This is a genomic window from Micromonospora ferruginea, from assembly GCF_013694245.2.
Classification (GTDB): domain Bacteria; phylum Actinomycetota; class Actinomycetes; order Mycobacteriales; family Micromonosporaceae; genus Micromonospora; species Micromonospora robiginosa.
In genome coordinates this window covers 5,478,659-5,491,843 of record NZ_CP059322.2, presented here as the reverse complement: position 1 = coordinate 5,491,843, position 13,185 = coordinate 5,478,659, and the positions used below count along the sequence as shown (strand labels likewise).

General features: G+C 72.7%; 10 protein-coding genes. 4 read left to right on the top strand and 6 right to left on the bottom strand.

Features of this window, described 5'->3' with window-relative positions:
- Positions 1 to 49: 49 nt before the first annotated feature.
- Positions 50 to 1,285 (top strand): ATP-binding protein, encoded by a 1,236-nt coding sequence (locus tag H1D33_RS24370; RefSeq protein ID WP_181570950.1) that lies wholly within the window; start codon positions 50 to 52, stop codon positions 1,283 to 1,285.
- Positions 1,286 to 1,316: 31 nt separating this feature from the next.
- On the opposite strand, the gene H1D33_RS24365 is transcribed toward H1D33_RS24370, so the two are convergent.
- On the bottom strand, positions 1,317 to 1,862 hold the full coding sequence (locus H1D33_RS24365; RefSeq protein WP_181570951.1) for a GNAT family N-acetyltransferase: 546 nt from the start codon (positions 1,860 to 1,862) through the stop codon (positions 1,317 to 1,319).
- Between the two features lie 126 nt (positions 1,863 to 1,988).
- Here H1D33_RS24365 and H1D33_RS24360 point away from each other — a divergent pair, with 126 nt between their 5' ends.
- Complete coding sequence (locus tag H1D33_RS24360; protein ID WP_181570952.1) at positions 1,989 to 2,534, top strand: DoxX family protein; 546 nt, start codon at positions 1,989 to 1,991, stop codon at positions 2,532 to 2,534.
- Positions 2,535 to 2,738: 204 nt separating this feature from the next.
- A complete protein-coding gene (locus H1D33_RS24355; protein WP_181570953.1) occupies positions 2,739 to 4,175 on the top strand; it encodes a glycosyltransferase 87 family protein in 1,437 nt (478 codons plus the stop codon).
- Positions 4,176 to 4,188: 13 nt separating this feature from the next.
- On the opposite strand, the gene H1D33_RS24350 is transcribed toward H1D33_RS24355, so the two are convergent.
- The 5 genes from H1D33_RS24350 to H1D33_RS24330 all read right to left on the bottom strand — a co-directional run bounded on the left by H1D33_RS24350 (position 4,189) and on the right by H1D33_RS24330 (position 10,132).
- On the bottom strand, positions 4,189 to 4,620 hold the full coding sequence (locus H1D33_RS24350; protein ID WP_181570954.1) for a molybdenum cofactor biosynthesis protein MoaE: 432 nt from the start codon (positions 4,618 to 4,620) through the stop codon (positions 4,189 to 4,191).
- Complete coding sequence (locus H1D33_RS24345; protein ID WP_181570955.1) at positions 4,617 to 5,873, bottom strand: molybdopterin molybdotransferase MoeA; 1,257 nt, start codon at positions 5,871 to 5,873, stop codon at positions 4,617 to 4,619. The genes H1D33_RS24350 and H1D33_RS24345 overlap by 4 nt, the downstream gene beginning before the upstream one ends.
- A gap of 37 nt (positions 5,874 to 5,910) precedes the next feature.
- Positions 5,911 to 6,381, bottom strand: coding sequence for a MogA/MoaB family molybdenum cofactor biosynthesis protein (locus H1D33_RS24340; protein ID WP_181570956.1), 471 nt, complete (start codon positions 6,379 to 6,381; stop codon positions 5,911 to 5,913).
- A complete protein-coding gene (moaC, locus tag H1D33_RS24335) occupies positions 6,378 to 6,869 on the bottom strand; it encodes a cyclic pyranopterin monophosphate synthase MoaC (protein ID WP_181570957.1) in 492 nt (163 codons plus the stop codon). Before moaC ends, H1D33_RS24340 begins: the two co-directional genes overlap by 4 nt.
- A gap of 239 nt (positions 6,870 to 7,108) precedes the next feature.
- Positions 7,109 to 10,132, bottom strand: coding sequence for an AfsR/SARP family transcriptional regulator (locus H1D33_RS24330; RefSeq protein WP_246411901.1), 3,024 nt, complete (start codon positions 10,130 to 10,132; stop codon positions 7,109 to 7,111).
- Between the two features lie 507 nt (positions 10,133 to 10,639).
- On the opposite strand from H1D33_RS24330, the gene H1D33_RS24325 reads away from it, so the two are divergent.
- On the top strand, positions 10,640 to 13,180 hold the full coding sequence (locus tag H1D33_RS24325) for a putative bifunctional diguanylate cyclase/phosphodiesterase (protein WP_181570959.1): 2,541 nt from the start codon (positions 10,640 to 10,642) through the stop codon (positions 13,178 to 13,180).
- Positions 13,181 to 13,185: the final 5 nt, after the last annotated feature.

The following is a 13,185-nucleotide window of genomic DNA, read 5'->3' as shown; positions in this document are numbered from 1 at the left end:
TCTACGCACGTCTAGCCTGGCCGCTAGAGAAGCCGATACTCTGCGATCCGTGGATCCCGTCCGCAACCCGTACGCCCCCGGCGCCGGTCAGCGCCCGCCCGAACTCGCCGGGCGGGGGCGGGAGCTGGACGTGTTCGACGTGGTGCTGGAACGCATCGCCCGCGGCCGGCCGGAACGCAGCCTGATGCTCACCGGGCTGCGCGGGGTGGGCAAGACGGTCCTGCTCAACACGCTGCGCTCGGAGGCGATCAACCACCTCTGGGGCACCGGCAAGATCGAGGCCCGGCCGGACCAGTCGTTGCGCCGGCCGGTCGCCGCCGCGCTGCACATGGCGGTCCGGGAGTTGGCCCCGCGCCACCGCGCGCCGGACCGGATCGACGGCTTCCTCGGCGTGCTCAAGGCGTTCGCGCAGCGCTCCGCGCCGACCGGACGGGGTGGCGCCGCGCCGAAGCTGCGCGACCGCTGGCAGCCCGGCATCGACGTGCCGGCCAGCAGCGGCCGGGCCGACTCCGGTGACATCGAGATCGACCTGGTCGAGCTGCTCAGCGACGCGGCGGCGGTCGCCACCGACGTGGGCACCGGCATCGCGATCTTCATCGACGAGATGCAGGACGTCGGCGCCGAGGACGTGTCCGCGCTCTGCGCCGCCTGCCACGAGCTGTCCCAACTCGGCGCGCCGCTGATCGTGGTGGGCGCCGGCCTGCCGCACCTGCCGGCGGTGCTCAGCGCCGCCAAGTCGTACTCCGAACGGCTCTACCGCTACCAGCGGATCGACCGGCTGGACCGGATCGCCGCCGACCAGGCACTCTGCGCGCCGGCCGAGCGGGAGGAGGTCGAGTACGAGCAGAAGGCGCTCGACCTGCTCTACGAGAAGTCCGGCGGCTACCCCTACTTCGTCCAGGCGTACGGGAAGGCGACCTGGGACCACGCGCCCCGCTCGCCGATCACCGCGGCGGACGTCCGGGTCGCCGCGCCGGAGGCGGAGGCGGAACTGGCGGTGGGTTTCTTCGGCTCCCGGTTCGAGCGGGCCACCCCGGCCGAACGCGAATACATGCGGGCCATGGCCACGTTGGCGCTGGTGGACGGCGAGGAGGGCGCGCGCGACGACATGGACGCCGCGGTGCCCACCGCCGAGATCGCGCGGGCGCTCGGCCGCAAGCCGGCCAGCCTCTCCCCGGCCCGGGACGCGCTGATCAAGAAGGGCCTGATCTATTCCGGCGAGCGGGGGACGGTCGCGTTCACCGTGCCGCACTTCGGCCGCTACCTGCGCACCCAGCCGACCTGAGCGACAACCGGCCCGACCGGGACGCCGGGGGTCAGACCCGCGACCAGGGCGGCGGGAAGACCACCTCGCCGGCCGGGGGCGGCGGCTCCTCGCCGGTGGACGGCGGCAGCACCAGCGCCTGCCACGGCTCCCCCAGCCCGGACCACGGGCTGGTCAGCCCCAACCGGTCCGCCGGCCCGAAGCCGAACCGCCGGTAGTACGCCGGGTCGCCGAGCACCACCACCAGCCGCTCGTCCAACTCCGTGGCCGCGTCGAGCGCCGCCTGCACCACGGCGGCGCCGTGCCCGACGCGCTGCCGGTGCGGGGCCACCGCCACCGGCCCGAGCACCAGCGCCGGCCAGCCGCCGCCGTCGGTGCGGACCCGGACCCGGGTGAGCAGCGCGAAGCCCACCACCTCGCCGCCATACTCGGCGACCATGGCCAGCTCCGGGATCCACGCGGCGCTGTGCCGCAACTCCTCGACCAGACCCACCTCGGGCGGGGCGGCCACGTCGGGTCGGGCGAACGCGGCGGCGAGCACCCGGGCCACCGGTGCCTCGTCGGCCGGGTCCTCCGGGCGAAGTCGCAGCGTCGTCACCCGCGCGACCTTACCGAAAACGGCCGGTCCATCCGCGACGGTCGCTGAAATCGATACCGGACGGACGTCGATACCTTTCGTGTGTTGCAGGGGTGATGGGGTCTCCGACGGGGTATGACTGGAAGCATGAAGCCCGTGCGCTCCCTCGCCCGAGTCATGTTGAGCGGCATCTTCGTGGTCAGCGGCGCCCGCAACCTGCGCAACCCGGAACGGCTGGTGCCCGCCGCGAAGCCGGTCACCGACAAGGTCGCCCCGCTGATCCAGAACCTGCACCCGCGCATCCCGACCGACACCGAGACGCTGATCCGGGCCAACGCCGCGACGCAACTGGTCGGCGGCCTGATGCTGGCCACCGGCCGGTTCAGCCGCCCGGCCGCGCTCGTGCTCGCCGGCACCCTGGTGCCGACGACCGCCGCCGGGCATCCCTTCTGGAACAACGACGACCCGGCCGCGCGCAACAACAACCAGATCCACTTCCTGAAGAACCTCGGGCTGCTCGGCGGCCTCCTCCTCGCCGCCGCCGACACCGAGGGCAAGCCGGGGCTGCGCTGGCGCGCCGGCCACCGGATCGACCACTCCCGCCGGTCGGTCAAGCGCGCGGTCCGCACCGCCCGCCGGGAGGCGAAGATCGCCGTACGCTCCGCCGCGACCGCGCGCCGGATGCCCGGCTGACCCAGACCCGTACGGCCACCACCCCCCGCAAGGCCACCAATCACCTGAACCGTCCGAGACCCGTTAACGCGGCGGAAATGTCGCGAACACGTGTGGGATCGGACACGGTCACGTAACGCGGGAGGCAGCATCGTGAGGCGCCGTTCTAGGCTCCGTTCTGGACCTGGACGGGCACGACGACCTTGGTACGGGGGTGGCCACGCCATGCCGACGACAGTCGGTAGACGGACCAACCGCCCCACCCCGGCCCCCCGCGTCGTCCTCGGGGTCGACCAACGGCTCGCGACACGCATCGGCGTCGTGGCCGCCGTGTCGTACGCGGCGTGGCTCGCCATCGGCGCCTTCGGCCGGCCGTACAACTTCTTCGACATGAAGATCTACCACGGTGCGGTGCTGTGGTGGGCGAACGGCAACGAGCTGTACGACTTCGTCGCGCCCTCGACGACCCTCGGCTTCACCTATCCACCCTTCGCCGCCCTGGTCATGCTGCCCATGTCCTGGCTGCCGGTGGACGGCGCCGGGTTCGTCAACGCGCTGGCCAGCATCGCCGCGCTCGCCGTCGTGCTGGCCGCGTTGCTGCGCCCGATCGTGGACCGGCTCGGCTGGCCGCTCTGGTTCACCGTCGGCATCGCCACCCCGCTCGCCGTGGCCATCGAGCCGTCCCGGGAGACCCTCGGCTACGGCCAGGTCAACCTGCTGCTCTTCGCGTTGATCATGGCGGACCTGGTGGGTCTGCGCTGGCGGGCCCGGCGCGGCACCCACCACGAGACCGCCGAGACGCCGCTGGCCCGCTTCGTCTACAGCGGCGCCTGGGCCGGGGTCGGCATCGGGCTCGCCACCGCGGTCAAGCTCACCCCGGCGCTGTTCGTGGGCTACCTGATGCTCACCCGGCAGTGGCGCGCCGCGTGGATCGCGGTCGGCACCGCGGTCGGCGTGACGCTCGCGACGTTCGGCGTGGTCGGCGCGGAGTCCCGCACCTACTTCACCGACGTGCTGTGGCAGACCGAGCGGGTCGGCGCCGCCGACATGACCGCCAACCAGTCCCTCGCCGGCCTGCTGGCGCGGCTGTACGACTCGATCGAGACCCCCGGGCTGCTCTGGCTCGCCTTCTCGGTGCTGGTGCTGGCGCTGGGCCTGTCCCGGGCGATCAACGCCCGCGCGGACGGCGACGAGCTGACCGCGTTCACGCTGGTCGGGCTCACCGCCAACGTGATCAGCCCGATCTCCTGGTCGCACCACCTGGTCTGGGTGATCCCGGCGATCGTGGTGCTGGCCGACGCCGCGGTGCGCCGCCGCGACGCGAGCCGGGGCCTGCCGCTGCGCGGCAGCACGCTGCCCGCCACGAACGGCGTACCCACGTTGCGCCCGCCGATCTGGTATCCCACGCTGACCGGGCTCCGGCACGCGGCCGGCGCGCTCGGGCTCTACCTGCTGTTCCTGATCTCACCGATCTGGCCGTACGAGCACCAGCTCCCCGAGGTGTCCCACTACCAGGACGGCCTGTTCGGCGCGCTGATGGAGAACTCCCTGGCCATCGCGCTGATCGTGCTGGTCGCGGCGCTGCCCTGGCGGCCCGGCGCCGAACCGGCGTTCTATCCCGACCGGCTGGCCCGCACCGCTCCGCTCGCCGCCCGGCGCTGACCGGCGGCCCGACTCAGGGGCAGTTCACCCACTCCTCGGTGCCGTCGTCGAAGACCTGCCGCTTCCAGATCGGCAGCCGCGCCTTGACCTCGTCGACCAGCCGGGCGCAGGCCGCGAACGCCGCCGCCCGGTGCGCGGTGCTGACCGCCGCGACCAGCGCCACGTCCCCGATCTCCAGCGGGCCGATCCGGTGCGACACCGCCACCGCGTGGACCGCCGGGTCGGCGGCGATCTCGGCCGCCACCTCACGCAGCACCGCCTCGGCGGTGGGGTGGCCCTCGTATTCCAGGCTGGTCACCGCCCGCCCGTGGTCGTGGTCGCGGACCACGCCCTGGAAGGACACCACCGCGCCGGCCCGGCGGTCGGCGACCGCCGCCTCGTGCGCGGCCAGGTCGAGCGGCCGGTCGGTGACCGCGCCCAGCAGCACTCGCGTCTCCACGGTCATGAACGCTCTCCCGGGGTCAGGGGCAGGGGCACGAGCGGCACGCGGTCGCCCACCGCGCCGCTGGCGCCGGGGCGGATCACCGCGAAGCCGTCCGCGCCGGCCAGCCCGCGCAGCATCGCCGAACCGACGTGCCGCACCGGGTGGGCGGTGCCGGCGACCCGGTCCCAGCGGACCAGCGCGAGGTGGGTGTGGTCACCGCGCCCGGGGACCGCCTCGGCCAGGGTGACCTGCGGCAGCACCGGCATCGGCCGGCCGGTGAGCCCGGCGAGCAGGGGAACGACGAGGGAGACCAGGGCCACCACCGCGGACTGCGGGTTGCCCGGCAGGCCGGCCACGAAGCGCACCCGCCCGTCGCCGTCGACCAGGCGGGCGAGCAGCATCGGGAAGCCGGGGCGCACCGCCACGGTGTTGACCACGTAGTCGGCGCCGAGCGCCTCCAGCGTCGGATGCAGGTGGTCGACCGGGCCGTGCATGGTGCCGCCGGTGGTGCAGACCAGATCGGCGTTGGCGAGCGCGCCACGCAGCGCCGCGACGTGCGCGGGCAGGGTGTCGGCGACCGGCCCGACCACGTCGCCGCCCCGCACCTGGCAGCCGTAGCGGCGCAGCCACGCCGGCACCGACGGGCCGAGCGCGTCGCGCACCCGGCCGGCACCCGGCGCGCCCGAGGTGAGCAGTTCGTCGCCGAAGACCAGCAGCGCGGCCCGGGGCGCCCGGCGGACCCGCAGCGTGTCGTGACCGCACGAGGCGGCCAGGCCGATCACCGACGGATCCACCGGCGTGCCGGCGGGCAGCAACTCCTCGCCGAGGTGCGCCTCCTCACCCGGCTCGCGCCATTCCGCCTGCGGCCGGGGCGTGCCGGCCACCAGGCCGTCCGCCGCCCGGGTCGACTCCTCGATCCGCAGGATCGCGCTCGTGCCGACGGGGACCATCGCGCCGGTGGCGATCTCCACCGTGGTGCCGTCGTCCGCCAGCGGAGGCGCGGTGTGCCCGGCGAGCACCCGGCCGACCACCTGCCACGGCCCCGGTCCACGCACCGCCCAGCCGTCCACGCTGGAGGTGGGGAACGCCGGCAGGTCGGTGCGCGTGGTCAGCGGCTCGGCCAGCGTCTGCCCGTCGGTGTCGGCCAGCGGGCGGGCGACCGCGGGGAGCGCGGCGGAGAGACCGACCGCGTACACCCGGGCGCGGGCCTCTTCCCAGCCGGCCGGCGGCGGCGCGCCCACCTCGGCCCCGGCGGCTTCGGTTTCCGTGCTCATCCGGCGAGCCTAACGCCGGCGCACGCGACCCGCGGGCTCAGTGGTCGCCGCCGCGGAGCTGGTCGACCGCGTGCCGCAGGATCGGCCCCAGCACGGCCAGGCCGTCCCGGGCCCCGCCGCGCGAGCCGGGCAGGTTGACCACGAGCATCCGGCCGGCCACCCCGGCCAGGCCACGGGACAACGCGGCCGTGGGCACCGCGTCGCGGCTGTGCGCGCGGATCGCCTCGGCGATCCCGGGAATCTCGTAGTCGAGGAGCGCGCGGGTCACGTCGGGGGTGCGATCGGTCGGGGTGATGCCGGTGCCGCCGCTGGTCAGCACCACGTCGACGCCCTCCTCGCGGGCGGTCCGCAGGGCGGCGCCGACCGGGTCGCCGTCGGGCACCACCACCGGCGCGTCGACCGTGCAGCCCAGCTCCCGCAGACCGGCGACGAGCAGCGGGCCGCTGGTGTCCTCGTAGACCCCGGCGGCGGCCCGGTTGGAGGCCACGATCACCCGGGCGCGGATCACGGCCGGTCCTCCGGCCGCACCCACTCGCCGGTCTTGCCGCCGGACTTGTGGAGCACCCGCACGGCGTCCACCGACGCGGCCGGGTCAACGGCCTTCACCATGTCGACCAGGGCCAGCCCGGCGACGGCCACCGCGGTGAGCGCCTCCATCTCCACGCCGGTGCGGTCGGCCGTCCGCGCGGTCGCGGTGATCTCCACGGTGTCGGCGGTGAGACTGAGGTCGACGGCGACGCCGTGCAGGGCGATCGGGTGGCACAGCGGGATCAGGTCGGGGGTGCGCTTGGCCCCCATGATCCCGGCGAGCCGCCCGACCGCGAGCGCGTCGCCCTTGGGCAGGCCGTCGCGGCGCAACAGCTCGATCACCTCAGTGGTGGTGCGGAGCCGGCCGGCGGCGACCGCCAACCGGCCGGAGACCGGCTTGGCGGAGACGTCGACCATGCGGGCCGCGCCGGCGGAATCGACGTGGGTGAGCTGCGCGGGTTCGGTCACCGCCCGACCCTATCCGCCGGGTACGACGGGAGCGGCCCGCACCGTCGATGGGGAAGGGCGCCGTGCCGGGTGCCGATGATCGGCATGACGCCCCTCCCACACCGTCCCACCGTCGAGCCGCTGGGGAGACTCGACGTGTGGGGGCCTCTCCGGCCTGGTCCACCACGTGTGGCGGACCATCCCCGTTGGCCGACGACGGGACGTTAGCGGGCACCGCGATAAGAAATCGATAAACCGGTTCAGGGATCAGGGTGGAACTGATGGCGCTCGGGGGCACCCATCCGCTCGAAGATCGCCTGGGCCCGCTGCCGGAACCGCTCAGCCTGCTCGCTGCCGGCTCCGCCGAGGTGGCCGGCGAGTGCGATCAGCGCTCGGGCCTGCTCGTAGGGGTGAGCGATACGGGTGGCGAGGGCGAGTGCACGCTGGTGCGCCGGCGCCGCCTCGTCGGTCCGACCGGCGGCAGTCAGGGTCAGTCCGAGGTCGTTGAGCACCGCCGCCTGGACGTGTCGCTCGCCCGAGTCCCTCGACAGGTCGAGCGCGAGGTCGTGCTGCCCGAGTGCGTCGCCGAACCGGCTCAGATGTCGGTACGCGATGCCGAGATCGTTGCGCACCTCCGCCTCGCCGAACCGGTGCCCGGTGCGGTCCCGGAGCCGGATCGAGGCCCGGAGCAGGCGGATCGCCTTCGCATGGTGCCCGAGGCGGTTCTCCACCGACGCGATGTGTCCCAGTGCGTTCGACATGTGATAGTCGCTGCCCTGGCATCTCGCGAGGAAGAGGTGCTGGCGATGGGCTTCCAACGCCTCGGCGTACCGCCCAACTGCGGTCAGCGCGTAACCGAGGTTCGGCAGGGACGGGATGGGGTCGACATCGCCCCGCGAGTCCTCGCGGAGCAGTTGCCGACCAAGGGCGACCGATCTCTCCGGATCCCCGGTCAGCCAGTGCACCACCACGAGATTCGCCCGATAGCGATGCTCGTTGCCCCGGTCGTCGAGCTTCCGGGAGATGGAGACGGCTGTCTCGAGGTGCCGCAGCGAGTCCAGGTAGCTGCCCGTACGGGTGTACGCGGAGGCGAGATAGTTGTGCATGACCCCCTGGGCGACCAGATCACCGCCCAACTCCGCCGCGCTCAGGCCGGCACGGTGGATGACGATGATGTCGTCGAAGTACCCCCGCATGTAGCAGAACCGCCACATGGCTCGCGCGAGCCGCCAGGCGTAGCCGGAGTGCCCTTCCCGCGCGGCGAATCCGATCAGGGCGACCAGATTGGCCCGTTCCCGCTCCAACCACTCGACGTCCGACGCGTCGGCCTCATCGGTCAGGTCGGGTCGGCGAGGCGGATCGAGGCGCAGGTGGGCGTGCAGCACCCGCTGGTCCAGTTCGCTGGCTCGGACCACCACCTGGTGGAGCACATGGTCGAGCAGACGGGCGCCCGGCTCCCGGCGTTCCACCAGGTCCGCCGACTCGTGGAAGAGTTCGGCGGCGTACTGGCGCATGAGGTCGTGCAACCGGTATCGCCCCGGGGCCGTCTCCTCGAGCAGGTGCTGGTCGAGGAGATCGTCCAACATCCGTTCGGTGTGCTCCGCCGGTAGGTCGACCAGGGCGGCGATCATCCGCGCGTCGAGAGAATCCCCCGGGTGGAGGCTGACGAGCCGGAACAGTCTCCGCACCGGCTCGGCCAACTGCTCGTACGAGGCGGAGAAGGCTCCGGCGACGGTCTGCTGGTCCACCGCGAGCCGTCGGAGCACGGTGCCCCCGGCGCCCAACCGCCGGGCGAGGTCGGCGACCCGCCAGGTGGACCGGTGGGCCAGCCAGCCGCCGGCCAGCCGGACGGCCAGGGGTAAGTGGCCGCATCGGCGCACCACCTCCACCGCCGCGTCCGGTTCGGCGCGGATCCGGTCCTCGCCGGCGGTTGAGGACAGGAGTTCCACCGCCTCGCCGGAGGTCAGCACGGGAAGCGACACGGCCGGTCCGATGTCGCCGACGGACAACCGGCGACGGCTGGTCACCAGGAACACCGTTCCCCCACCGGTCGGCAGGAGCGGACGGATCTGGGGCCCGCTCGCCGCGTTGTCCAACACCACGACCACGCGGTGACGCCGCAGCTCGTGCTGCCACAGCTCGGCGCGCTCGTCATGATCAGTCGGGATCCGGCCGGCCGGTACGCCCATCTGCCGAAGCAGCACGGTCGTCGCGTCGGCCGGGTCGACTGGATCACTCTCGTCGTGCCCGCGGAGGTCGATGAAGAGCTGTCCGTCCCGGTGCCGGTCGGCCAGCCTGCGCGCCAGGTGGAGCGCGAAGGCGGTCTTCCCGCTTCCCGCCATGCCGTTGACGACCCTGACCGCCGATGTGCCGGCGACGGTGAGCGCGATCTCGGTGAGCGTCCGTTCGACGAGCTCACGGCGACCGACGAAGGCGACGACCGCCCGCGGAAGGTGACGGCGGTCCCCTCGTGCGCCTGGTCCGAGAGATCTCGAACGGTCGGGTTCGGGCGTGCCCGGACGTGCGACGGACGACGTCTGCGCCGGGATGCCGTCGCGCAATGACTGCCGCAGGCGAAGCAGTTCGGCGCCGGGCTGGATGCCGAGTTGCTCAGCGAGCACCGCCTCTGTCCGACGGATGACGGCGAGCGCGCCGGCCTGGTCTCCGTCGGACCACAGGGCATTGGCGGGCAGGGCCTGCGCATGCTCCCGATACGGGTTGCGCTCGGCATGGGCGGTGAGCAGCGCGATCGCGGATCTGGTGCGGCCCAGCTCGAGATCCAGCCCGGCACGAAGTTCGACCGCGGCCAGCCGCTGCTCGTCCAGGGACGCCCTGCGCGCCGACAGCACCGGTCCCACCCGTAGACCGGCCGCCAGGGATCCCCGCCAGAGCGACTCACCCTCCTTCAGCAGGACGTCGGCCTCCTGCGTGTTTCCCTCGGACCAGGCGGACCTGGCCGCTTGGGTCAGGCGCTCGAAGCGGTGTACGTCGACGTGCTCGCCGCCCACGTCCAGTCGGTAACCCCCCGGCAGGCGAACGAGGTCCGGTCCGCTGTTGCGGACGAACATCCGTCGGAGGTTGCCCACATAGGTCCGCACGTTCGCTATCGCGGACGGCGGTGGATCGTCCGGCCAGAGTTCATCCACGAGCAGGTCGACGGTTACCAGGCGGCCACCGTGCAATACCAGCACGACCAACGCGACCTGCTGCTTGGGTGTGCCCAGAGACAGCGGGACGGATCCTCGCCGCACCTCCGGCGAGCCGAGCAGCCGGATCTCCGCCAATTGCTCCCCCGCCCCGTACGCATTCGAATGGCGCGCCGCATTCCATATGCCGGCGCCACATTGCGGGCATATGGAAGATTGCGCCCGATCCGTCATGGCCGCTCGAATCACATCAGAGAGCGACGACGCATTTTCTGTAAGTTGACGTGCCGCATGTTACGGACGCGGAAACCGAACGACTACAGACATCGGCGAGAGGCGGCTCGATAATCCCATAGAACGACCAGTTGAATATGCGTTCAGTTTCCAGGCAAAGACGGTGCGTGACAAGCGTCTGCCTCATTGGCGCAATATGCGCATATGGACATCTAATATCACCAACGCGGCCTAAACGCCATAAGATGTCGTTCATCCAAGGAGCTGTTGATCAGGCTCCGCAGATCGAACGAAAGGCGAGGCAGATGCGCGGCAACGACTGGCTGTGAAGCGAACTACCCGGGCGCCCGAGCGGGTCGTACAGTACGGGTACACACACCGCGACGATCCGAGTGCGGTGGAGGCGGACACGTGACTCGCGCCCAGGCACGCGACAATGGGACCGATCGGCGGCTGTTGCTGCTTGTCGGTCTCGTCGTGTTTGCGGCCGCCGTCGCCACCCTGGTCAGTGTCCGGCTCATCGAAGCCGGCGGCCTGGTGACGGAGAAAAACCTCACCCGTGCCGGCACGATCACCTTCCTCGTCGCGGTGGCCGCGACCGTCAATGTACGAATCCGCATTCGTGCCACGACCCACGGTGTTTCCTGGACCGACGCGGCCTCGGTGATCGGGCTCGCGGTCGCGCCCGTGCCCTGGGTCGTCATCGCCACCGGCCTGGGTGTCGCGATCGCCCGGCTGATCGGCCGGCTTCCGCCCATCAAACTGGCCTTCGGCGTGGCCAAGGAGATGACGCTGGCCGCCGTGGGCGGACTCGTCCTCGTCGCCGCCGGGTGGTCCTGGCCCTGGTCGGGGCCGATCAACCGCTCACTTCCCGCCCTGGTCCTCGCCTATCTGACCGTCGTGGTCCTGGACGAGGTGCTCACCTTCCCGGTGCTCGCCTTCGCGACCGGCACCCCGATCCGCAAACGGTTCCGCGAGCAGGTGGACCTCCGGCTGGCCAGCGTTTTCGCCCGCTTCTCGGTGGTCCTGTCCACGCTCCTCATCCTGAGGAGCAACCCGACCTTCCTGATCGTCGTACCGCCCCTCGTGCTGAGCCTGCACCTCGCCTACTCCAGCCGCCTCCGCAGCCGGGCCGAACGCGAGGCCTGGCAGCGACTGGCCCGGACCACCGACGCGCTGAACGTGGTCGACCTCGACCAGGTCCTCACCACCGCGGTCACCCAGGCCACCGAACTCTTCTCCGCCGACGAGGTCGAGATCGAGCTGCGCGAGGAGGAGAAGGTCGTCCGGGGCGTGGGCGGAGCCATCACCTACAGCGGCCCGACCGGCGAACCGAGCGCGGTCCAGGGATCGGTGCTCACCAGCCGCCTCGAAGGTCACGACCAGACCGTCGACATCGGCATGCTGCGGCTCCGCTTCGCCGGGCCGGTCGAGCTGTCCGAACGCGAGCAGTACACCCTGCGTACCTTCGCCTCCGCCCTGTGCACCGCGGTCCGCAACGCCCAGGCGTACGCCGAACTCGCCCGCATCGCCGCCGACCACGCCTACGCCGCCACCCACGACGCCCTCACCGGCCTGTCCAACCGCCGCCACCTGCTGGACGAGGGCACCGCCCAGCTCACCACCCGGCACGCCGACGGCGTCACCGCCCTGGTGCTGATCGACCTCAACCACTTCAAGGAGGTCAACGACACGCTCGGGCACGGCGCCGGGGACCAGGTGCTCATCCAGGTCGCCGGCCGGCTGCGCGACGCGGCCCGCCCCGACGACCTGGTCGCCCGGCTCGGCGGCGACGAGTTCGCCGTGCTCCTGCGTGGCCTGCCCGCCCCGGCGGTCGCCGCGCACCGCGCGGAGGCCCTGCTCGCCGCCCTGCACGACCCGCTCGACCTGGACGGCATGCGGATCAGCGTGGAGGCCAGCGGTGGCATCGCCGCCGCCCCGGCCACCGGCGGCATGGCCGAACTGCTCCGCCGCGCCGACGTGGCCATGTACCAGGCCAAACGCGCCGGCCAGCGGACCGCCACGTACGCGCCGACCCGCGACACCGCCGACCTGAACCGGCTCACCCTCGGCGGGGAGCTGCCCCGGGCCGTCGCCGACCACGAGTTCACCGTCAACTTCCAGCCCATCGTCGACCTGGGCAGCGGCCAGGTCGTCGGCGCGGAGGCGCTGGCCCGCTGGCACCACCCCACCCACGGCCTGATCGACCCGCTGCGCTTCCTCGAAGCGGTGGAACGCTCCGGGCTGCTGCCCGCGTTCGCCGAGGCCATCCTCGACCAGGCGCTGATCGCCGCCGGCTCCTGGCACGACGCCGGCTTCGACCTGCCCGTCTCGGTGAACGTGTCGCCCCGCAGCCTCCTCGACGCCCGCTTCCCCGGTGCCGTGCTGGCCCGGCTGCGCGCCCACGACCTCCCACCGGACCGGCTCGTGCTGGAACTGACCGAGACGCTCACCCTCAGCCAGCTCGACGTGGTCGACCGGGTGCTCAGCCGGCTGCGCGACTCCGGCGTCCGGCTGGCCCTCGACGACTTCGGCACCGGCTACTCGTCGCTCTCGCTGCTCTCCCGCATCCCGGTCCACGAACTCAAGATCGACCGCAGCTTCGTCACCGCCATGGAGACCGCGCCCGAGGCCGCCGCCGTCATCCGCTCCACCCTCGACCTGGGCCGCAGCCTCGACCTCACCGTGGTCGCCGAGGGCGTGGAGAGCGAACCGCAACGCCGCGCGCTCTGGGAACTGGGCTGCGCGGCCGGGCAGGGTCACCTGTTCGCCCGTCCGCTGGCCGCCGGCGCGCTGCTCGCCGCCCTCCAACGCGGCGCCGGCGGGCGACCCGGCGCGCTCGCCCGGCCGCTGCACGACGCCGGCGCGGTCATCCGGCTGCCCGGCCGCCGCGGCGGCGGCACCCGCAACCGTCCCGCCCCGCCCGCCGCCACCGACGCCCGGCAGCCCTGACCACC

Bases quoted from the DNA above. Each gene is read 5' to 3' on its own strand.
- H1D33_RS24360 (WP_181570952.1), top strand. From the start codon at position 1,989: ATGAAGCCCGTGCGCTCCCTCGCCCGAGTCATGTTGAGCGGCATCTTC.
- H1D33_RS24355 (WP_181570953.1), top strand. From the start codon at position 2,739: ATGCCGACGACAGTCGGTAGACGGACCAACCGCCCCACCCCGGCCCCC.
- H1D33_RS24350 (WP_181570954.1), bottom strand. From the start codon at position 4,620: ATGACCGTGGAGACGCGAGTGCTGCTGGGCGCGGTCACCGACCGGCCG.
- H1D33_RS24345 (WP_181570955.1), bottom strand. From the start codon at position 5,873: ATGAGCACGGAAACCGAAGCCGCCGGGGCCGAGGTGGGCGCGCCGCCG.